The 20799-nt window shown below is 39.8% G+C and carries 15 protein-coding genes and 1 riboswitch; of the genes, 13 read left to right on the top strand and 2 right to left on the bottom strand.

What is annotated here, in order from left to right; translation table 11 throughout:
• Positions 1-208 precede the first annotated feature (208 nt).
• Positions 209-1858, top strand: a complete 1650-nt coding sequence (locus tag ABKA15_RS07085) for a phosphoenolpyruvate carboxykinase (ATP) (protein WP_049512448.1) — start codon at positions 209-211, stop codon at positions 1856-1858.
• Positions 1859-1946: 88 nt separating this feature from the next.
• The gene (locus ABKA15_RS07080; protein ID WP_049512450.1) at positions 1947-3287 is read left to right on the top strand and encodes a hemolysin family protein; all 1341 of its coding nucleotides are present in this window, start codon (positions 1947-1949) and stop codon (positions 3285-3287) included.
• A 151-nt stretch (positions 3288-3438) separates the two neighbouring features.
• Here the strand turns inward: ABKA15_RS07080 and treR are convergent, their stop codons facing one another.
• On the bottom strand, positions 3439-4149 hold the full coding sequence (gene treR / locus ABKA15_RS07075; protein ID WP_049512453.1) for a trehalose operon repressor: 711 nt from the start codon (positions 4147-4149) through the stop codon (positions 3439-3441).
• Positions 4150-4328: 179 nt separating this feature from the next.
• Here treR and treP point away from each other — a divergent pair, with 179 nt between their 5' ends.
• The 8 genes from treP (at position 4329) to ABKA15_RS07035 (ending at position 14675) form a co-directional block, all read left to right on the top strand.
• Entirely contained in the window at positions 4329-6338 is a 2010-nt protein-coding gene (gene treP / locus ABKA15_RS07070; RefSeq protein ID WP_049512455.1) for a PTS system trehalose-specific EIIBC component, read from the top strand.
• A gap of 207 nt (positions 6339-6545) precedes the next feature.
• The gene (gene treC / locus ABKA15_RS07065; RefSeq protein WP_049512457.1) at positions 6546-8177 is read left to right on the top strand and encodes an alpha,alpha-phosphotrehalase; all 1632 of its coding nucleotides are present in this window, start codon (positions 6546-6548) and stop codon (positions 8175-8177) included.
• A gap of 159 nt (positions 8178-8336) precedes the next feature.
• Entirely contained in the window at positions 8337-10547 is a 2211-nt protein-coding gene (locus tag ABKA15_RS07060; RefSeq protein ID WP_049512460.1) for an endonuclease/exonuclease/phosphatase family protein, read from the top strand.
• Positions 10548-10715: 168 nt separating this feature from the next.
• Complete coding sequence (gene pflA / locus ABKA15_RS07055; RefSeq protein ID WP_003043316.1) at positions 10716-11513, top strand: pyruvate formate-lyase-activating protein; 798 nt, start codon at positions 10716-10718, stop codon at positions 11511-11513.
• Between the two features lie 140 nt (positions 11514-11653).
• Positions 11654-12589 (top strand): manganese-dependent inorganic pyrophosphatase, encoded by a 936-nt coding sequence (locus ABKA15_RS07050; RefSeq protein ID WP_049512463.1) that lies wholly within the window; start codon positions 11654-11656, stop codon positions 12587-12589.
• A gap of 49 nt (positions 12590-12638) precedes the next feature.
• Positions 12639-13151, top strand: coding sequence for a YiiX/YebB-like N1pC/P60 family cysteine hydrolase (locus tag ABKA15_RS07045; protein ID WP_049512465.1), 513 nt, complete (start codon positions 12639-12641; stop codon positions 13149-13151).
• Positions 13144-13815: a DUF1803 domain-containing protein gene (locus ABKA15_RS07040; RefSeq protein ID WP_049512467.1), complete on the top strand. Its 672-nt coding sequence runs from the start codon at positions 13144-13146 to the stop codon at positions 13813-13815. The genes ABKA15_RS07045 and ABKA15_RS07040 overlap by 8 nt, the downstream gene beginning before the upstream one ends.
• Before the next feature lie 101 nt (positions 13816-13916).
• Complete coding sequence (locus ABKA15_RS07035; RefSeq protein WP_049512469.1) at positions 13917-14675, top strand: CPBP family intramembrane glutamic endopeptidase; 759 nt, start codon at positions 13917-13919, stop codon at positions 14673-14675.
• A 113-nt stretch (positions 14676-14788) separates the two neighbouring features.
• Here ABKA15_RS07035 and ABKA15_RS07030 read toward each other — a convergent pair whose 3' ends face one another.
• Positions 14789-16234 carry a UDP-N-acetylmuramoyl-L-alanyl-D-glutamate--L-lysine ligase gene (locus tag ABKA15_RS07030; protein ID WP_049512471.1) on the bottom strand — a complete coding sequence of 482 codons (1446 nt, stop codon included), beginning with the start codon at positions 16232-16234 and terminating at the stop codon, positions 14789-14791.
• 85 nt (positions 16235-16319) lie between these two features.
• Here ABKA15_RS07030 and ABKA15_RS07025 point away from each other — a divergent pair, with 85 nt between their 5' ends.
• The 3 genes from ABKA15_RS07025 (at position 16320) to ABKA15_RS07015 (ending at position 20451) form a co-directional block, all read left to right on the top strand.
• A complete protein-coding gene (locus ABKA15_RS07025; RefSeq protein ID WP_003043362.1) occupies positions 16320-17948 on the top strand; it encodes a polysaccharide biosynthesis protein in 1629 nt (542 codons plus the stop codon).
• A gap of 240 nt (positions 17949-18188) precedes the next feature.
• Entirely contained in the window at positions 18189-19283 is a 1095-nt protein-coding gene (locus tag ABKA15_RS07020; protein ID WP_049512476.1) for a cystathionine gamma-synthase, read from the top strand.
• Between the two features lies 1 nt (position 19284).
• On the top strand, positions 19285-20451 hold the full coding sequence (locus ABKA15_RS07015; protein ID WP_049512478.1) for a MalY/PatB family protein: 1167 nt from the start codon (positions 19285-19287) through the stop codon (positions 20449-20451).
• A gap of 69 nt (positions 20452-20520) precedes the next feature.
• Positions 20521-20673, top strand: a riboswitch (M-box (ykoK) riboswitch).
• Positions 20674-20799 lie beyond the last annotated feature (126 nt).

The raw sequence follows: 20799 nt of genomic DNA, 5'->3' as shown, positions 1-20799 counted from the left end.
TCTCACTTTCAACCACTGCTTCGTTATAAAAACAATATCTTGTAAGGGTCTGGGAAATTTTTGTTCCAGATTTTTTATTTTAAAGTTATCTGAATGAAGATTCGAGATGGGAAAAATCCCTTTTCCTCTTTTTTATAATACGTTTTATTAAAACCATAAGTGTATTTTTATGCTAAAATAGAACTAATAAGATAGAGGAGGTACACTTATGGTAACACGTCGTAAATATTCTCCGCAAGAAATAAGAAAAGATTCTTCTTATTTTTCACCTTTGAAGGCAATCATTGAAACAGCTTTTTATGAAAATCAGGTTGTTGCAATAAAAACCGTAGAAGAAGCGTATCAATTGGCTTCCGCAGCTGCTGGGACAGTTGTCTTAGATATGCCTGTCATTCATACAAAGGAATTGGGCTTGCCTTCTTATGCTCGCGTTTTATTAACGAATTCTGGCGCAGTCGTTGGCCGAACAGCTGAGGCTCGACGGATTTTTGGTAGAGACAGTGAGGAAGATGAGAAGTTGCTTTCGATAGTACGCAGTGCAATTTATCAGGCTCATCATCGAAAATTTTATAAGGCAGATACAGTTGTAGGGCTTGATGAAGCCTTCATGGCTTGTGCTCATCTTATGGTTCCTGAGGATGAAATTAACAACCTGTATTCGTGGCTTTTAAATTTCCAAATTTTGGATGAAGAGTTTAAAAATCGTTTGAGAGTTTCTAAAAAGTACGATGAAAATGATATATTTGTCTTTTTTGACCCCAAATGGAAGCATCCAGATTATCCTGAAGGGTTGGTTTATTTTGATACTCAGCACAATTGTGTCATTATTTTGGGTTTAAATTACTTTGGTGAGTTGAAAAAAGCGACTTTAACTTTAGCTTGGGCAACTGCTGCTAGAAATGGATATGTAGCTTGTCACGGTGGCTTGAAAATCTTTAAACAAGAAGAGGCTGAAAAGAAAGACTATGTAGCCTCCTTCTTTGGTTTATCTGGCTCAGGAAAATCCACGCTGACGCATGCCAAACATAATGGAAAATATGATATTAAGGTTTTGCATGATGATGCCTTTATTATTTCTGTCAAAGATGGCTCTTCCATTGCTTTGGAACCGTCCTATTTTGATAAAACAAATGACTATTCCATTGGGCATAGGGAGCAGGACTTTTTTGTAACAGTTCAGAATTGTGGTGTGACACTGGATGACAATGGTTTAAAAAAATTGGTGACAGAGGACATTCGAAATGGAAATGGTCGGACAGTCAAGTCTCGCTTTGCAACGCCAAATCGGGTCGATCGAATTGATGAGCCGATTCAAACCATTTTCTGGATTATGAAAGATGATTCTCTCCCACCTTTGGTCAAAATCAACGATCCGCTGATGGCTTCTACGATGGGCTGTACCTTGATGACTAAGCGTTCCAACGCTGAAAATGTCACTGGCAAGCACGATGATTTAGTCATTGAACCTTATGCCAATCCATTTAGAGTTTATCCTTTGGTGGAAGATTATCAGAAATTCTGTAGTCTTTTTGAATCTGGTGTCGATTGCTATATCATCAATACTGGATTTTATATGGGAAAGGGAATTTCAAAAGAGGTCAGCTTGAATATTATTGAAAAAATTGTTGATGAAGAAGCAGAATTTAAACCATTTGGGCCATTGGAAGGTTTTGAATACATGGAATGTGAAGGTTATCCTATTCCGAATTTTGATTCTCGCTACAAACAATTACTTAGAGAAAGGATGCAAGTGCGGCTGAACTTCTTACTTGCCTTTAATCAAAAATACCCTAAAACGGCACTTCCTGTTGATGCAATTTCACGCTTGGAAACAGTCCTGCAAAATTTAGAATCCTAACCAAGCAATTTTCTTTTAACGCTCTCTATGCAAGAAGTCAAAAAGTATGCTATAATTAAGATTACTTATATATGAGGAGAGAACATTCATGGAAGACCCTAGCAGTCAGACCTTGTTACTGCAAGCTTTACTATTACTAGTTTTAACACTTTTAAATGCCTTTTTTTCAGCAGCAGAGATGGCGATGGTATCTTTAAATCGCGCTCGTGTAGAGCAAAAAGCTGAAGAAGGCGATGCAAAATACATTCGTTTGTTAAAAGTCTTGGAAAATCCTAATCATTTTCTGTCCACTATTCAAGTTGGGATTACTTTGATTACGATTTTGTCAGGGGCTAGTTTGGCCAATACACTCGGTCAGGAAATTGCTTCTTGGATGGGAAATTCCGAGACTGCAAGAGCCATTGCAAGCTTTTTATCTGTTGCTATTTTGACTTATATTTCGATTGTTTTTGGTGAATTGTATCCAAAGAGAATCGCTCTGAACCTCAAAGATTCCTTAGCGGTTCGTACAGCGCCAGTTATCATCTTCTTGGGAAAAATTGTCAGTCCCTTTGTTTGGCTTTTATCAGCCTCTACCAATCTGCTCAGTCGAATCACTCCCATGACTTTTGATGATGCAGATGAGAAAATGACACGTGATGAGATTGAGTATATGCTGACCAATAGTGAAGAAACATTAGATGCAGATGAAATTGAAATGCTGCAGGGGATTTTTTCACTAGATGAGATGATGGCGCGTGAGGTAATGGTGCCGCGTACCGATGCGTTTATGGTGGACATCAATGATGATACCAAGGAAATTATCGAAAGTATTTTGAGGCAGAATTTCTCACGAATCCCAGTCTATGATGATGACAAGGATAATGTTATTGGGCTTATTCACACCAAACGTCTGTTAAATGAGGCGTTTACTAATGGTTTTGATAATATTGTACTACGAAAAATTTTGCAGGAACCGCTCTTTGTGCCAGAAACGATTTTTGTGGATGATTTGCTGACAGAGTTGCGGAATACGCAAAATCAAATGGCGATATTGTTAGATGAATATGGTGGTATGTCTGGTCTGGTAACGTTGGAAGACCTACTGGAAGAAATTGTCGGTGAGATAGATGATGAAACAGACAAGGCCGAAGTAGAGGTGTATCAGGCTTCTGACCATACTTACTTTGTCCTTGGAACCATGAGTTTGAATGACTTTAACGAGTATTTTCAAGTTGAACTGGAAAGTGATGACGTTGATACCATTGCGGGCTATTATTTGACGGGCGTAGGCTCGATACCCGATGTGAAAGAGCGTTTGAGTTATGAAGTGGAAAGTCAGGGCAAAAAGCTCATTTTAACCAATGATAAGGTAAAAAATGGACGAGTGACAAAGCTCAAAGTAGAAGTTTCTGAAATAGTAGAAGAAGAGGAAGAAGTTGAGAAATAATCTCAGCTTCTTTCGTTTTTCAAAAATTGATAAGTTTGCTTTACTTTTATAAATATGTGAATGACATTAAAAATAAAGGAAGCAGATTGATGACATCCTTCCTTTTTGGCTATTTTAAATATTGAAGAGTGAATTTTGTGAAGGGTCATGATCATTTTTGCCGCTTGGCAAAGTCAACGAAACGGAATTTTTCGAGTTTATGACGACTATCTGTAAACTGAAATTGCTGTCCGTCTGCGAGATAGACTTTTGATTTGACAGAGACGACATGGTGGTCATTTCCAATGCTCATCAATATTTTATCGCGATTGGTAGCTGGATCAATTGTGATTTCTTTTTGGGCGTAAGCAATGTGTAGCCCCAGTTCACCTTCTAAATAAGCATAAATTGAATGCTCTGCAATTTCACGGCTAATAGAAGGGACAAAACTCTTATCAAGGTAATCAATATCTAAGACGGAGGCAATCCCGTCGACGACCCTTTGGCGAATAATCCGCCACACCAGACGGTATTCAGGAAAACCAGTAAGACTGGATAATTTTTTATCAACTGTAATTTTTTCTAACTGGATGACATTGGTTTTAGAATTCATTCCATGTTGCCGGACAAGTTCTTGGTAACTAGTTAGGTTGGAAACGGGAAAGTCAATCTGTTCTTGTTGGATGACTTTGGAGCCTTGACCTCTCATTTTTTGAATGAGACCAGCTTTTTGAAGCAAATCAAGCGATTTACGAATCGTGTCACGGCTGACCTTGTAGGTCTGGACAAGTTCGTGTTCGCTAGGAAGATAATCATTCATCTGATATTTCTCGTTTAGAATATCTTGTTCTAAGAGTTTAAAAATTTGTTCATATTTTTTCATGATATCCTCACTTGTTTTCTTTTTAGCATACAACTAAATAAATTTTACCAAAAAAGAGCTTTTTTTACCACAAACAACTTGCGGACATCTTTGGTATCGTTTACAATAAATGTATCAATCAATTGTACAATGATGAAAAAAAGAAGGAGAGTGTTAGGTTAAGCCTAGCCAAACAGAAAATGGGAAAATTTGAGAAAGACGCCAAGACGCTATTAGATGCTATCGGCGGCAAGGAGAATGTCTCAGCTGTCAGCCATTGTGCAACTCGGATGCGCTTTGTATTGGCAGATGAAAAGAAGGCAGACGTAAAAGCAATTGAAGCCATTCCAGCTGTAAAGGGAACTTTTACAAATGCAGGGCAGTTTCAGGTCATTATCGGAAATGATGTGCCGATTTTCTACAATGATTTTACAGCTGTTTCAGGGATTGAAGGTGTATCAAAAGAAGCAGCCAAAGCCGCTGCCAAAAGCAATCAGAATCCAGTACAGCGTGCCATGACAATGCTGGCGGAAATTTTCACTCCAATTATTCCAGCCATTATCGTTGGGGGGCTGATTCTCGGTTTCCGCAATATTCTGGAAGGTGTGCAGATTCAGGCGCTCGGTCAAAAAATGGTTGACGGTGTTGCTCAGTTTGCTAAAGACGGTACTCCGATTTACAATACAATTGTGGATGTATCACAGTTCTGGAGCGGGGTAAACTCATTCTTGTGGCTACCAGGTGAAGCGATTTTCCACTTCTTACCGGTTGGTATTGTATGGTCGGTTTCTCGTAAAATGGGAACCAGTCAGATTTTGGGAATTGTTCTTGGAATCTGTTTGGTATCACCGCAATTGCTCAATGCTTATTCAGTAGCTAGCACACCGGCTTCAGAAATTGCTAAAAACTGGGTGTGGGATTTTGGTTTCTTTACAGTTAGAAAAATTGGATACCAAGCACAAGTTATTCCAGCTCTGCTTGCAGGATTGTCGCTATCTTATCTTGAAATCTTCTGGCGCAAACGCATTCCAGAAGTTGTGTCCATGATTTTTGTGCCATTCTTATCCTTGATTCCAGCCTTGATTCTAGCGCATACAGTCCTTGGCCCAATTGGTTGGACACTTGGACAATGGCTGTCAACAGCGGTGCTTTCTGGCCTGACTGGTCCTGTTAAATGGCTCTTTGGTGCGATATTTGGTGCTCTCTATGCTCCGTTTGTTATCACTGGTCTGCACCACATGACCAATGCCATTGATACACAGCTGGTTGCAGATACAGGTGGCACAGCACTATGGCCAATGATTGCCTTGTCCAATATCGCTCAAGGTTCAGCTGTGTTTGCTTACTATTTGATGAACCGTCATAATGAACGTGAAGCACAGATTTCTCTGCCAGCAACGATTTCTGCTTATCTAGGTGTTACAGAACCAGCACTTTTTGGTGTCAATGTGAAGTATGTCTACCCATTTGTGGCAGGGATGATTGGTTCTTCTATCGCAGGTCTGTTATCGGTAACCTTTAACGTAACAGCCAATGCTATCGGAATCGGTGGGATTCCAGGTATTTTATCTATCCAAGCTAAATACATGCTGCCATTCTTCTTTGTTATGCTGGTGGCCATTGTAGTACCAATGCTATTGACCTTCTTCTTCCGCAAGACAGGTGTGCTTACAAAAACGGAAGATGAAAGTGTGAAATCACCGCAAATTGAAGCGATTGACGAAGCTAAAGAAGCAGCAAAAGTGGATTTTGCAGAAATTGTCAGCCCGCTTGCTGGAGAAGTCAAAGAATTAAGCCAAGCAACTGACCCCGTCTTTGCTCAAGGCGTGATGGGACAAGGAGTTGTCATTCTTCCAAGTGAGGGAGAACTGGTGGCCCCTGTGAACGGGACAGTATCAGTACTTTTCCCAACCAACCATGCTGTTGGAATCGTGTCAGATGAAGGTGTCGAATTGCTCATGCATATCGGTATGGACACTGTTAATCTCGACGGAAAAGGTTTTGAAGCTCATGTGGCTCAAGGAGACAGAGTGAGCGTAGGTCAGAAACTGGTTAGTTTTGATATAGCAGCTATTCAGGAAGCTGGCTTAGTGACTGAAACACCTGTGATTATCACAAATCAAGAGCAATTTCAGGCTGATGAACAGGGAACATTACCGCGAACTGTTAGACGTGGAGATAAGCTGATGACAGCTACTCGAATCGGATAAAATGTTTGATACGAGCTATGATGAGCAGGATTTTATCTAACGAATAGACAAATTTATCTCAGTAATCCATTTGCCTCACTGCTGGAAATCCAAGCAGCAATTTCTTAACGAGAGGCACAAAGGGCTCGTAGCAAAGAATAAAAGTAACGATAAAGGGGAGGAGCGCAAGCCCCGCCTCTTTCTTTTAGAAATAGAAAAGGAAGACAAATGGCATTAGATAAGACAAAAGTCGTCTATCAAATTTATCCAAAATCATTTAAAGATACGACCGGTAATGGGATAGGAGATTTTCAAGGTATTATTGAGAAAATTCCTTACCTCAAAGAATTAGGAGTGGATATGGTCTGGCTCAATCCTTTCTATCCCAGCCCGCAGCGTGATAATGGTTATGATATTTCAGATTACACAGCTGTCAACCCTCTTTTTGGAACGATGTCTGACTTTGAAGAGATGATCCAAGTTGGAAGAGAGCACGGCATTGATTTCATGCTGGACATGGTCTTAAATCACTGCTCAACTGAGCATGAATGGTTTCAAAAAGCTTTAGCTGGTGATCCGTACTACCAAGATTTTTTCTTTCTGCGCGATGATCCAACAGACTGGCTGTCTAAGTTTGGCGGCAGCGCCTGGGCGCCTTTTGGAACAACGGGCAGGTACTACCTGCATCTCTTTGATGTGACGCAAGCTGATCTCAACTGGCGCAACCCTCATGTCCGTGAAGAACTTTTCAAAGTTGTCAATTTTTGGCGGGACAAGGGTGTCAAAGGTTTTCGCTTTGATGTCATCAATCTGATTGGAAAAGCTGAGGTGTTGGAAAACTGTCCGGAAAATGATGGTAAGCCTGCCTATACGGACAAGCCCATTGTACACGACTACCTGCACATGCTGAATGAAGCGACTTTCGGACAGGCTGCCTCATTTATAACTGTCGGGGAGATGAGTGCGACTACTATTGAAAACTGCATTCTCTATACAGATCCGGCACGTCACGAATTGTCTATGGCCTTCAATTTCCATCATTTGAAGGTGGATTATGAAAATGGTCAAAAATGGAGCTTGAAAAAATTCGATTTTGAGGAACTCAAGCGTCTTTTCCATACGTGGGGCAAGGAAATGAGTGACCATGATGGCTGGAGTGCTCTATTTTGGAACAACCATGATCAGCCACGTGCCTTAAATCGTTTTGTTGATGTTCAGCATTTCCGTAATGAAGGAGCAACCATGCTTGCGGCCAGCATTCATCTGTCTCGTGGCACGCCGTATATCTATATGGGAGAAGAAATTGGCATGGTGGATCCAGACTATGACTCTATGGCAGATTATGTGGATGTAGAGTCTATCAATGCCTATCAGATGCTGCTGGAGCAAGGCAACACACCAGAAGAAGCTTTTGCAATTATTCAGGCCAAATCTCGCGATAATTCTCGCACTCCTATGCAGTGGGATGATTCAGCGAATGCTGGCTTTACGACAGGCGTCCCTTGGCTCAAAGCTGGGAAATCTTATCCTGAAATCAATGTTGAAAATGAGATGCAGGGCCCGATTTTCACTTTCTATCAAAAACTGATTGCCCTTCGCAAGGAGCTTCCTATCATTGCCGAAGGCAGCTATCGACCAGTTTATGAAGACAGTCAGCAAATTTATGCTTTCGAGCGTCAATTGGGGGCCGAAAAACTTCTGGTACTCAATAACTTCTATCCAGATCCGATTACGATAGATATTTTACCAGAGTATCAAAATGGTGAAGTGCTCCTTTCTAATTATGAAGAAGCTCAAACAGCAGAAGTTGTAACCTTAAGACCTTATGAAAGTTTGGCAATTATTGTAAATAAACACTAAATGTAGCAATAAATCCTAAAATCGACTGAATCATTCAGGCGATTTTTTTAAATCCGAGAGAAAGCGCTTGCATTATCCTTCTGTTTTATTTATAATAATTACGGTAGAAATACATCTCAAGGAAATTTGATTTCCAAATTATGATGTAAAGGAGAATATATGAAAAAAACTTCAAAGCAATTGCCTGTATTGTTTGCGACAGCTATTTTGTTAGCTAGTTTCGTTCTAAGTCCTGTTGTTCAGGCAAATGAGGCGAGCTCTTCAAGTTCAGAAACTTCTGTAACAACGACTTCAGAGTCTAGTTCTGTTGCTTCGACAACTCAGTCGCAATCATCAGAAACAACTTCTGAAAGTTCAGCAAGCAGTACGAGTAGTACGAATGATCCAAGTAGCACAAGCAAAGAAACACTTAAGACAGAAGCTTCAAGCAGTGAAGCAAGAGCCGCTGCTTCGGAATTTACCGAGGTAGCCAATATTGGTCAAATTCAAGGCGAAGCGCATGAATCGCCTTATAATGGGAAAAAGGTGCGCGTGTCAAATGTAGTCGTCACTAAAACGGATCGATATGGCTTTTATGTACAAGACATCAAAGCTGACGGGAACACAAAGACTTCAGATGCTATCTATGTAGTTTCAAAGGAAAAAGTAGCTGTTGGAGACCGATTGACGATTGAAGGTGAAGTTAAAGAAGGTTACATGGAGTCGCTCAGCATCCGTCCGGGACAACAATTTCAAAATCCGGCTGGTAGCTTGACTGTCACGCAATTGATAGCTTCAAAGGTAACAAAAGACGGAACAGCGGCATTGCCAGCTCCTGTCAATATTTCAGAGCGTATGCCAAAAGATGTCGTAGACAATACTCCGACTGTCTATGATCCAGAGCATGATGCTTTGGACTATTGGGAAAGTCTTGAAGGCATGTTGACAACAGTTAAAAAACCTCATGTGCTTGGACCACAATATCGCGGGGATATCTACCTGTTGCCTGCTGGCTATCAAGAATTACCGTTAAATAATATCGGTGGCGTCAATTTACGTCCGAATGTACAAAATACGGCAACCATTCCAGTTTATGTAGGAAATAAGTTTGTTGCCAAAGCCAAAGATTACTTTAACGAAGATGTTGTTGGAGTCGTGAGTTATCGCAGTAAAGTCTTTAAATTGGAGCCAACCCAATTGCCAGCTTTGCAAGACGGTGGTTTGCAAAGAGAGGTTTCTAAACTTTACCCAAGTGAAGATAAATTGACGATTGCTTCTTACAATATCGAAAACTTCTCGGCGAACAATGCAGTGGGCGAAACACCTGATGCAAAAGTGGAGAAAATTGCCAAATCCTTTATCAATGAAATCCATAGTCCAGATATTATCACACTCATAGAAGTTCAAGATAATAACGGAAGTGTCAATGACGGCACAGTAAGTGGTGTTAAAAGCGGGGAAAAGTTAGCTGCTAAGATTAAACAATTAGGCGGCAAAGAGTATAAGTATGTCGAAGTAGCTCCTGTTGACGGTGCAGATGGAGGAAAACCTGGCTCCAATATTCGTGTAGCTTTCTTGTACAATCCTCAACGAGTGAAGCTAGTAGAACGTGAAGCAGGAAGTAGCACAGAAGCGGCTGCTTTCAAGGACGGTCATTTGGTGAAAAATCCTGCCAGAATAGACCCAGCTAATCCAGTCTTTGAAAAAGTTAGAAAATCTTTAGCAGCTGAGTTTGAATTTAAAGGCGAACGGATTGTCGTGATTGCCAATCATTTAAAATCCAAGCTCGGGGACGATGCGGTCTATGGTTCAAAACAGCCTGCAGTACAAAATACATTGGCACAACGGATTGAACAAGCTAAGTTGCTGAATGCCTTTGTAAAAGAAGGTTTGAAGCAAAATCCTAATTTGAAGTTTGTCTTGACTGGTGACTTTAATGACTTTGAATTTTCTGATACAGCAAAAGCAGTTGCTGGTAATGAATTGGTAAATATGATGCTCAATCATGATGCAGCTGATCGGTATTCTTACTTCTACCGTGGCAGCAATCAAAGTTTAGACAATATCTTTGTTTCAAAAAATATTGCGGATAAAACAGTATTCTCACCAGTTCATATCAATGCTTCCTTTATGGAAGAACACGGTCGGGCGTCAGATCACGATCCCGTTATTGCACAGCTTGATTTTAGTCAGAAGAAAGGTAATACGACACCGACACAACCAACTGAGCCAAAACCTTCTGGTGACACCACAATGCCACCAAATAAAGATGATAAACTAACTAAAAAGAGGATTTTACCATCTACAGGAACAACAGGCGCTGAAGTCGCTGTTGTAGGGATTGTCATCTTAAACGCAACCCTCCTTTGGCGAAAGGAAGTGGCGGATTAAAAGGAATAGATGATAAACGAGAGAGTTTTAGACTTCTCTCGTTTTTTGAAAAATATTGAAAATGAAACTGAAAAACAGATTATTTTCTAAAAAATAGACAAATTGTGCCTCTATCTAGAAAAGAAGTGTTATAATAATAGTATAAAACGTTTTCAAGAGGATAAGACGATGGAAAAAGAAGTAATTGATTATGGAAAAGTAACAGGAATGGTCCATTCAACTGAAAGCTTTGGAGCTGTTGACGGGCCTGGCATCCGTTTCATTGTCTTTTTGCAAGGTTGTAAGATGCGTTGTCAATATTGTCACAATCCAGATACATGGGCAATGGAAACAAATAATTCAAGAGAGCGAACGGTGGAAGACGTCTTGCAAGAAGCGCTTCGTTATCGTGGTTTTTGGGGTAAAAAAGGTGGGATTACAGTAAGTGGTGGTGAAGCCCTCTTGCAGATTAATTTTGTGACGGCTCTCTTTACCAAGGCTAAAGAGCTGGGGATTCATTGTACTTTAGATACTTGTGCGATGCCTTTCCGCAATACACCAGAGTATCTCAAAGTTTTTGATCGCCTGCTTGAAGTGACAGATTTAGTGTTGCTGGATATTAAAGAAATCAATGATGCCCAGCATAAATTTGTGACAGGGCACACCAATAAAAATATTTTAGAATGTGCAAAATATCTGTCTGATAAAGGTGTTCCAATGTGGATTCGCCATGTTTTGGTTCCGACTTTGACAGACCGTGATGACGACTTAAAAGAGTTAGGTGAGTTTGTCAAAACCTTAAAAACAGTTGATAAATTTGAAGTGCTGCCGTATCATACAATGGGAGAATTCAAATGGCGTGAATTGGGTATTCCTTATCCATTAGAAGGCATAAAACCACCAACTGCTGACCGAGTAAAAAATGCCAAAGAGCTTATGAAAACAGAATCCTATACCGAGTACATGAACCGCGTACACAATAGTTGATACAAAAAAGTGAAATGTTAATAAGCACTCAAGGAGTTAGCCAGAAAAGCTGACAATTGGGTGCTTTTCTATTACTCTCTTTGTGAAAATCTTAAAATTGTGCTAAAATAGGGTGTATAAAAAGTTTATGAGGTACTATCATGTCTAAAATTTTAGTTTTCGGTCACCAAAATCCAGATTCAGATGCGATTGGTTCAGCTGTAGCCTTTGCTTACCTTACACGTGAGGCTTATGGATTGGATACAGAAGCGGTTGCTTTGGGAGAACCAAATGAAGAAACAGCGTTTGTCTTGGATACTTTTGGTGTAAAAGCACCGCGTGTGGTGATATCTGCAAAGGCAGAAGGAGTTGAGCAAGTCATTTTAACAGACCACAATGAATTTCAACAATCTATTTCTGACATTGCAGAAGTAGAAGTGTACGGTGTTGTGGATCATCACCGTGTAGCGAATTTTGAAACGGCAAGTCCATTGTATATGCGTTTGGAACCTGTCGGTTCAGCTTCTTCTATCGTTTACCGCATGTTTAAAGAAGCTGGCGTAGCTGTACCAAAAGAACTGGCTGGTCTGATGCTCTCCGGTTTGATTTCAGATACCCTTCTTTTGAAATCACCAACTACACATCCAAGTGACAAAGTCATTGCTCCAGAATTGGCTGAATTGGCTGGTGTGAATTTGGAAGAATACGGTTTGGCTATGCTTAAAGCTGGAACGAACTTAGCCAGCAAAACAGCAGAAGAACTGATTGATATTGATGCTAAAACATTTGAATTAAACGGAAATCAAGTTCGTGTGGCACAGGTCAACACAGTTGATATTGCAGAAGTTTTGGAACGTCAAGGTGAACTGGAAGCAGCTATTGAAAAAGCAAACGCAGCTAATGGTTATTCTGACTTCGTTTTGATGATTACCGACATTGTCAACTCAAACTCAGAAATCCTGGCAATCGGTCGCAATATGGATAAGGTAGAAGCAGCTTTCAATTTTGTTCTTGAAAACAACCACGCTTTCCTTGCTGGTGCTGTTTCTCGTAAGAAACAAGTCGTTCCGCAATTAACAGAAAGTTTTAATGCTTAAGAATAGAATAAAAAAGGAGTTTCGGCTCCTTTTTTGATACAATAGTTTTATGAAAATTCAAGATTTACAAAATGGGGATTTACTTTTTGTGTCCAGTCAATCTGATATGGCAGAAGCTATTCAGCGATCAACTGGGCGGTATAATCATGTGGCAATCTTTTTTGACGGCTGGATTTACCATGCGACAAGCGAGCGGGGAGTCATAAAACAGCCGATAGAGGAATTTTTACAGGACGATGAATGTTATAGTGTCTATGTTTTCCCTGATATAGATGCGAAAGCTGTCTGGAAAAGAGCAGAACAACACCTTTACAAGCCTTATAACAATAGCTTTTATCCAAATACGACAGGTTTTTACTGTTCTGAATATATTGCGGAAATTCTCCCCATTTTTGAAACTATTGCTATGCAGTTCGGTGATGAAGATGAGAAAATTGCTCCTTTTTGGCAGCAGTATTACAAGGAATTGGGGCTAGCTGTTCCTCTTCATCAGCCGGGAACCAATCCTAGTCAATTAGCTCAATCCGAAAAATTAGTTTATAAAGGAAGATTAGATGATTAAAGTAATCAATCCCAGTCGTTTGACGCGTCAGCCCTTTTTTCATGAATTGATAAATTACTTAGACCGACATGACGATGTTACTTTGCGAGAGATAAAGCGTGAGTTTGCAAATTTTCCCAATATTGATCGCTCCATGGAGGAATATATCAAAGCAGGATATGTACTTCGGGAAAATAAACGCTATCGTCAAAGCGTTCCTCTGTTGGAAAATGTGACGGATTTGTCTTTGGATCAGGAAGTCTTTGTGCGAGATGACAGTCCTCTTTATCAAGAATTGCTGAATATGCGTTTTGAGACGCATTTAACCAATCAAACAAACCAAGCTATTTTAGTAGAAAAAACGGATTTTCTCAGAAAGCAGTTGACGCTTTCCAATTATTTTTATAGGTTGAAACAACAATATCCATTGACCAATCAGCAACAAAAACTCTATGATTTGGTAGGAGATGTGAATCCTGAGTATGCCCTAAAATATATAACGGCCTTCCTCTTAAAATATGGTCGCAAAACTGAGCTGATGCAGAAACGGCGTGATATTTTTGTAGATACTCTAGTGATGTTAGGTTATATTGCGCCTAACGAGGCTGGGAAATATGAATTAAAATTGGATTTTGATAAGGAAACATTGACCTTTCGTGTAAAGAAAGCATTAGATAAACCTTAGAATAATAAAATTTTAAGGTTTATTTGATAGATTTATAAGTATAAGGTTTAAGTTTAGCAAGATTTGGTAGTCACTAAATCATTTCATGAAAGGAATGTATCGTGAATCTTTTAGCAAAAATTCGTCCGCCTCAGCCGTTGAAGTATTTGAAATGGTTTGATATTGTCATTGTGACAGCTCTGTTGTTTGGACAATTTATTTATCGTTCAACAGAACTTTATCTTGCGAGCTTGTCACCGTCCACTACGGCAGCAGTAACAGATACAGCTAGTAAAACAGCAAGGGACGGAGCAGCTTATTCCAGTAATTTAGAATTGCAGCTTCTCATGTTGGCTTTGACGATAGCTTATTTAATACTTCGCCGTTTTGACTTTAAGCAGTTGCCAATTCGTTTATCGTGGTCTGTACTCTTTTGGGTTCCATTTATCTTTGCGGTTATGGGGATTCTCGCGGATACAGTGACGACCCTTAGCGGAGAATACAATTATTTTGATTCGCAATTGTGGAAATATATTGATCTGACGGAAATTTTCCGCAAATTTATTGATTTGACACCTATGGCTATTCTCTATGCTTTGCTCAATGGCTTCTATGAAGAATTTTTCTTCTTAGGTTTATTGACCTCAGTAAAAGATAAATATAAGTGGTGGGTTCTTCTTTATTCGACGATTATTCGCGTTTCTTTCCATACCTATCAAGGAATGCTCTGGGCACTGACAATTGGTGTTGGCTTTGGAATTCTCTATTATTTTCTTTACAAATATAAGGCTAAAAACCTCTTACCATTCTTCCTCGTGTATGCACTTGCAGATATGTTTGGGTCAAGTCTGATGTATGTTTTGATTAGTTGGAGAAAGTAAAGTCATAAAGCAAGATTTTGATTTCTGAAGAATTGTGCTCAGCTCTCCTTGCTAGTATAAATTTTCTTAAATAATTAAAGGTCGAAAACGTTTGTCTCGACCTTTATTAGTTTCTATAAATATTTTTCAGCGATGGCATAATCACCTAGATAGTCTGCTTTTTCTCCGTTGATAATTTGGTAACAATCTGCGCCTTTACCAGCTAAAATGACAGCATCGCCTTCTCTGCTAGTTAAGCTAAGGGCTGTTTTAATGGCTTCTTTGCGGTCAGCAATCATATCAACATCAAAGGATATGTAAGAAGCAATTTCTTTTGCGATGGTAATTGGATCTTCGTAATTTGGATCATCTGCGGTTAAAATCACCGTTAGTTCAGGATGTTGATTCAGCAAGAGGCCAAAGTCCTTGCGGCGACTCTCGCCCTTATTTCCAGTTGCACCGAGCACCAAAATAATCTTACCTTTTTGATGTTCTTGAACGACCGATAGGAGATTAGCGAGACTGACACCATTGTGTGCGTAATCCACAAATACTTTGGCACCATTTTGTTGGGTCAGCACCTCCATACGTCCAGGTACACGTGTGCTTGCGATTCCCTTCTTGATGTCCGCAACGGAAGCACCCAAGCGGAGACAAGCAAGTACAGCGGCAAGCGCATTTTCTTGGTTGAAACGACCAATCAGCTGAATGTCAAATTTTTCTGCTAACTTTCCGCTGGTTTCAAAAGAGAAGGCTTGCGAGTGACGAATTTGATTGTCTGAATGCTGTCCGTAGAAATCATGCTCCATGGAAGCAACTTGCTCAGCCAAAACTTCAAAATGGTCCATTTCGCTATTGACCACCACAGATTGGCTATTTTCCATGAGAAGCCGTTTATGATAAAAATAGTCTTCAAATGTTGGATGTTCAATTGGTCCGATGTGATCAGGACTAATATTGAGGAAAACGCCAACATCAAAGGTCAAACCATAAACCCGCTTTTTCAGATAGGCTTGACTAGAAACCTCCATGATAAGATGAGTTCGTCCATTCTCAACAGCTGTCGCCATCATTTTGAACAAATCCAAGCTTTCCGGTGTTGTCAAAGCAGATTTGAAGAAATGTTCTCCGTCCAGCGTTGTGTTCATGGTAGACAAGAGAGCTGGCTTGTAACTTTGTTGGAGGATATGATAGGCGAAATAAGCAGAAGTGGTCTTTCCTTTGGTTCCTGTAAAAGCGAGCAACTTGAGTTTATTTTGTGGATTGCCATAAAATTCCATGGCAAGAAGGCTCATGGCTTGTTTTACGTCATTGACTATGAGAGCAGGAATTCCCACTTCAAAATCCATTTCACTGATATAAAGCTGTAGACCCGCTGTCACTGCTTTTTCCAAGAATTCTTTTTTAAAATTGTCACCCTTGACAAAGAAAAGAGTGGAAGCATCCACTTCACGGCTGTCGTAGCTGATTTTTTTAAAAACAAGATCACGATAATGATAAAAATATTGTCCCTTGTCGATAATCTCGCGGAAATTGTGATCGTTTTTTAAAATGTTTAATGCGTTTTCAATTGTTATCATACTTCTATTGTAAACTTAATGGCGAGGTTTTACAAGCGGAAAGGAAAAGTTTATAATAAGATGAGACTATTTTTAGAGGTTATGTATGGACCAACAAACAACAAATCAACAAAAACAAATGCTTCTAGGGACAGCGTGGCTGACAGCTAGTAACTTTATCAGCCGCTTTTTAGGGGCAATTTATATTATTCCTTGGTATATCTGGATGGGGAAACACGGTGCAGAAGCCAATGGATTGTTTACTATGGGCTACAATATTTATGCTTGGTTTCTTCTGATTTCTACGGCAGGAGTTCCAGTTGCAGTCGCCAAGCAAGTCGCCAAGTACAATACGATGGATCAAAAAGATCATAGTTTTACTCTCATTCGTGAATTTTTGAAATTCATGCTCTTGTTGGGGGTCATTTTTGCAGTTGTGATGTATCTTTTATCACCGTTCTTTGCGCGTGTATCAGGAGTTGGGAAAGAGCTGATTCCGGTCATGCAAAGTTTGTCGTGGGCTGTGCTAGTATTTCCAGCCATGAGTGTTATTCGTGGATTTTTCCAAGGTTTTAACAATTTAAAACCGTATGCCATGAGCCAGATTGCTGAACAAGTCATTCGTGTGATTTGGATGTTACTTGCAACATTCTTCATTATGAAATTGGGCACTAAAGATTATGTTGCTGCAGTGACCCAATCTACTTTTGCAGCCTTTGTCGGTATGTTTGCCAGTATGGCGGTTTTGGTTTATTTTCTTTGGAAAACGAATCTCTTGACATCTATCTTACACAAACCGGCTAATAGTGCTGAAATCAACAGCCGTGCTTTGCTGGTGGATACGATTCGTGAAGCCATCCCTTTTATCATCACGGGTTCTGCTATTCAGCTTTTCCAAATTATTGACCAGATGACATTTATCAATACGATGAAATGGTTCACCAATTATAGCAATTCTCAGCTGGTGGTTATGTTCAGTTATTTCTCTGCCAATCCAAATAAGATTACCATGATTTTGATTGCAGTAGCAACTTCGATCGGCGGTGTGGGGATTCCCTTGCTGACAGAAAACTATGTCAAAGGTGATTTAAAGGCGGCTGCGCGCTTAGTTCAAGATAATTTGAGTATGTTACTGCTGTTTCTTTTACCAGCAACGATTGGTTCTGTCTTAGTAGCGCGGCCATTATACACGATTTTCTACGGACGACCAGATAGTTTGGCCTTGGGGCTCTTCATTTTTGCTATGTTACAGACGATTATTCTTGGCGTCTATACTGTCTTATCGCCAATGATTCAGGCACTTTTCCAAAATCGTAAAGCAATTATCTATTTTGGTTATGGAGTTCTTGTTAAGCTCATTTTGCAAATTCCATTTATTTATCTGTTCAGAGCTTACGGCCCCTTGCTTGCGACTACTATTGGACTTATTGTTCCAATCATTCTGATGTACCAACACATTCGTCAAGTAACTGGGCTCAATCAAACCATTCTCTTCAAACGGAGTTTGTTGATTGGAATTTTAACGGCAGTTATGGCTCTTTTGATTGCCATTGTGGAAGTCGTACTTGGATTTGTCTTTCATCCAAGTGGACGCATTTCTAGCATGCTTTATTTGGTTATCATCGGTGGCTTGGGCATCGCTATTTATGGAGCAATGGCTTTGCGAGTCCGTTTGTTAGACCGTTTTATTGGTGAGAAAGCTCAAACCTTACGTCAAAAATTTCATATTCATTAAAAGGCCGAAAGGCTTTTTAATATTGTAGAAAATTTATAAGAATTAAGATATAATGAAATTGGTTATTGTGAGAATAAACATCTATGATTTGATAATCTTTTAATAGCTATTATAGTTATTAACTATATCTAGGTCTTGAAAAGAACAAAACACAGTGCTTTCGTAAGATGATACAATAGAATCACTTAGAAAATATAAGAATTGCTTGATTCCGCTCTTATCTTATGGAGGTTATTTATTATGGACAAAAAGTTACAATTAGACACGATTTTAGCTCATGCTGGTATTAAAACGGATGAAGCAACAGGTGCCTTGACAACACCTTTGCATTTTTCAACGACCTATCAACATCCAGAATTTGGAAAATCTACTGGATATGACTATACGCGCACGAAAAACCCAACGCGAAGCAGCTTGGAAAAGACGTTAGCAGCCATTGAGCATGCGGATTATGCGTTAGCGGCCAGTTCAGGAATGAGTGCTATTGTGCTAGCCCTTAGTGTTTTTCCAGTTGGAAGCAAGGTTCTAGCGGTTCGTGACCTTTATGGAGGCTCTTTTCGTTGGTTTCATCAAGTGGAGCAAGAAAGTCGCTTTCACTTTACATATGCAAATACGGAAGAAGAATTGCTTGCGGCTTTAACAGAGGATATAGATGTAGTGTATCTGGAAACCCCGACGAATCCGTTAATGCTTGAGTTTGATGTTGCATCTATTGCAGAAAAAGCTCAAGCAAAAGGTGCAAAGGTTATTGTAGATAATACGTTTTATACTCCAATCTATCAGCGACCATTGGAAAATGGTGCTGACCTCGTTCTTCATTCGGCGACCAAGTACTTAGGAGGACATAATGACGTTCTGGCTGGTGCCCTTATGACGAGTGATAAAGAGCTTTATGAGAATCTATTCTACAATCTCAATACGACAGGATCTGTTTTGTCTCCATTTGATAGTTATCTCTTGCTTCGAGGTTTGAAAACCTTGTCTCTGCGTATGGAGCGTTCAACAAAAAATGCACAAGCTGTAGTAGCTTTCTTGAAGAATTCACCAGCAGTAAAAGAGGTTCTCTATCCGGGAAAAGGCGGCATGATTTCCTTTAAAGTCAAAAATGAAGCAGTTATTCCACATTTGCTAAATACGTTAAAAGTCTTTACCTTTGCAGAAAGCTTGGGGGGAGTAGAAAGCTTGATTACCTATCCTGCGACTCAGACACACGCAGATATTCCGGCTGACGTGCGGGAATCCTACGGTTTAACAGATGACTTATTGCGATTGTCCATTGGGATTGAGGATAGTCGAGATTTGATAACAGATTTAAAATTTGCTTTGGAGGTATAATATGAGCAAATACAATTTTCAAACAGCACCGAATCGCTTGTCTCATCACACTTATAAGTGGAAAGAGACAGAGACAGATCCTCAATTGCTGCCAGCATGGATTGCAGATATGGACTTTGAGGTCATGCCGGAAGTAAAAAATGCGATTCATGACTATGCAGAGCAGTTGGTTTATGGCTATACTTATGCGAGTGATGAGCTGCTCCAAGCGGTGTTGGATTGGGAAAAGAGCGAACATCAGTATTCGTTTGATAAGGAAGATATCGTTTTTGTAGAAGGTGTTGTGCCAGCTATTTCTCTTGCGATTCAAGCCTTTACCAAAGAAGGAGACGCTGTTCTAATCAATTCTCCTGTCTATCCACCTTTTGCTCGTAGCGTTCGCTTAAACAATCGAAAATTAGTATCTAATTCTCTCAAAGAAGAAAATGGTCTATTTCAAATTGACTTTGAGCAATTGGAAAAAGAGATTGTCGAAAATAATGTGAAATTATATCTTCTTTGCAATCCGCATAACCCTGGAGGACGCGTCTGGGAAAAAGAAGTTTTAGAAAGAATAGGTCGTCTCTGTCAAAAGCACCATGTTATTTTGGTCTCAGATGAGATTCATCAAGATTTGACCTTGTTTGGTCATGAGCACCTTTCTTTTAATACGGTTTCATCAGATTTTAAAGAATTCACCATTATACTATCCAGTGCTACCAAGACTTTTAATATTGCAGGCACTAAAAATTCCTATGCTGTTATTGAAAATCCTTCATTACGTGCGCAGTTTAAACACCAGCAACTTGTTAATAACCACCATGAAGTGTCAAGTTTAGGGTATATTGCGACAGAAACGGCCTATCGTTATGGCAAACCTTGGTTAGTGGCACTAAAAGCTGTTTTAGAAGAAAATATTCAATTTGCAGTCGAGTATTTTGCCAAAGAGGCTCCGCGTTTAAAAGTAATGAAACCACAAGGGACCTATCTGATATGGCTTGATTTCAGTGCCTATGGTTTGACAGATGATGAACTTTTTGCTTTGTTGCATGACCAAGCCAAAGTCATTCTCAATCGAGGAAGTGACTATGGAAAAGAGGGGGAGTTGCATGCAAGATTAAATATTGCAACACCAAAACCCTTAGTAGAAGAGATTTGCAAGAGAATCGTGCATTGTTTGCCACAATAAGAATGAAAAGAAATTTTCAGAAACAGCTATTTTGGGTTGACAATCATTCTCAAGTGGAGTATAGTTAGTATGAAAAATCGGTAGGTGAGGCTACCATAGGGATACGGATGACTACCGCAAAGTAGTGGAGACACTACGCGTTGGTTAGCAGTTGAGATCGCTAAGGTTTCGACTAATGTCATTTCACCGCCCTATGGAGTTAAAGCTTGAACGGTAACACAAGACATACAGTCCTGCCATGTTTTTTCATGGTAGGATTTTATTGTTTTGAACTGATTTTTTAAAAGGAAAACCGCAAGGGAAAGGAGTGAGGAATATGCCAAATGATGATCACCCGAGTCAACAGAA

The organism is Streptococcus sp. KHUD_010 (genome assembly GCF_040207525.1).
Lineage (GTDB): Bacteria > Bacillota > Bacilli > Lactobacillales > Streptococcaceae > Streptococcus > Streptococcus hominis.
Note: the sequence above shows the minus strand (reverse complement) of the source record. Positions and strands in the feature narration are given on the sequence as shown.

Coding starts and splice junctions, on each gene's coding strand:
- ABKA15_RS07085 (WP_049512448.1), top strand. CDS start 209: ATGGTAACACGTCGTAAATATTCTCCGCAAGAAATAAGAAAAGATTCT.
- ABKA15_RS07080 (WP_049512450.1), top strand. CDS start 1,947: ATGGAAGACCCTAGCAGTCAGACCTTGTTACTGCAAGCTTTACTATTA.
- treR (WP_049512453.1), bottom strand. CDS start 4,149: ATGAAAAAATATGAACAAATTTTTAAACTCTTAGAACAAGATATTCTA.
- treP (WP_049512455.1), top strand. CDS start 4,329: ATGGGAAAATTTGAGAAAGACGCCAAGACGCTATTAGATGCTATCGGC.
- treC (WP_049512457.1), top strand. CDS start 6,546: ATGGCATTAGATAAGACAAAAGTCGTCTATCAAATTTATCCAAAATCA.
- ABKA15_RS07060 (WP_049512460.1), top strand. CDS start 8,337: ATGAAAAAAACTTCAAAGCAATTGCCTGTATTGTTTGCGACAGCTATT.
- pflA (WP_003043316.1), top strand. CDS start 10,716: ATGGAAAAAGAAGTAATTGATTATGGAAAAGTAACAGGAATGGTCCAT.
- ABKA15_RS07050 (WP_049512463.1), top strand. CDS start 11,654: ATGTCTAAAATTTTAGTTTTCGGTCACCAAAATCCAGATTCAGATGCG.
- ABKA15_RS07045 (WP_049512465.1), top strand. CDS start 12,639: ATGAAAATTCAAGATTTACAAAATGGGGATTTACTTTTTGTGTCCAGT.
- ABKA15_RS07040 (WP_049512467.1), top strand. CDS start 13,144: ATGATTAAAGTAATCAATCCCAGTCGTTTGACGCGTCAGCCCTTTTTT.
- ABKA15_RS07030 (WP_049512471.1), bottom strand. CDS start 16,234: ATGATAACAATTGAAAACGCATTAAACATTTTAAAAAACGATCACAAT.
- ABKA15_RS07025 (WP_003043362.1), top strand. CDS start 16,320: ATGGACCAACAAACAACAAATCAACAAAAACAAATGCTTCTAGGGACA.
- ABKA15_RS07020 (WP_049512476.1), top strand. CDS start 18,189: ATGGACAAAAAGTTACAATTAGACACGATTTTAGCTCATGCTGGTATT.
- ABKA15_RS07015 (WP_049512478.1), top strand. CDS start 19,285: ATGAGCAAATACAATTTTCAAACAGCACCGAATCGCTTGTCTCATCAC.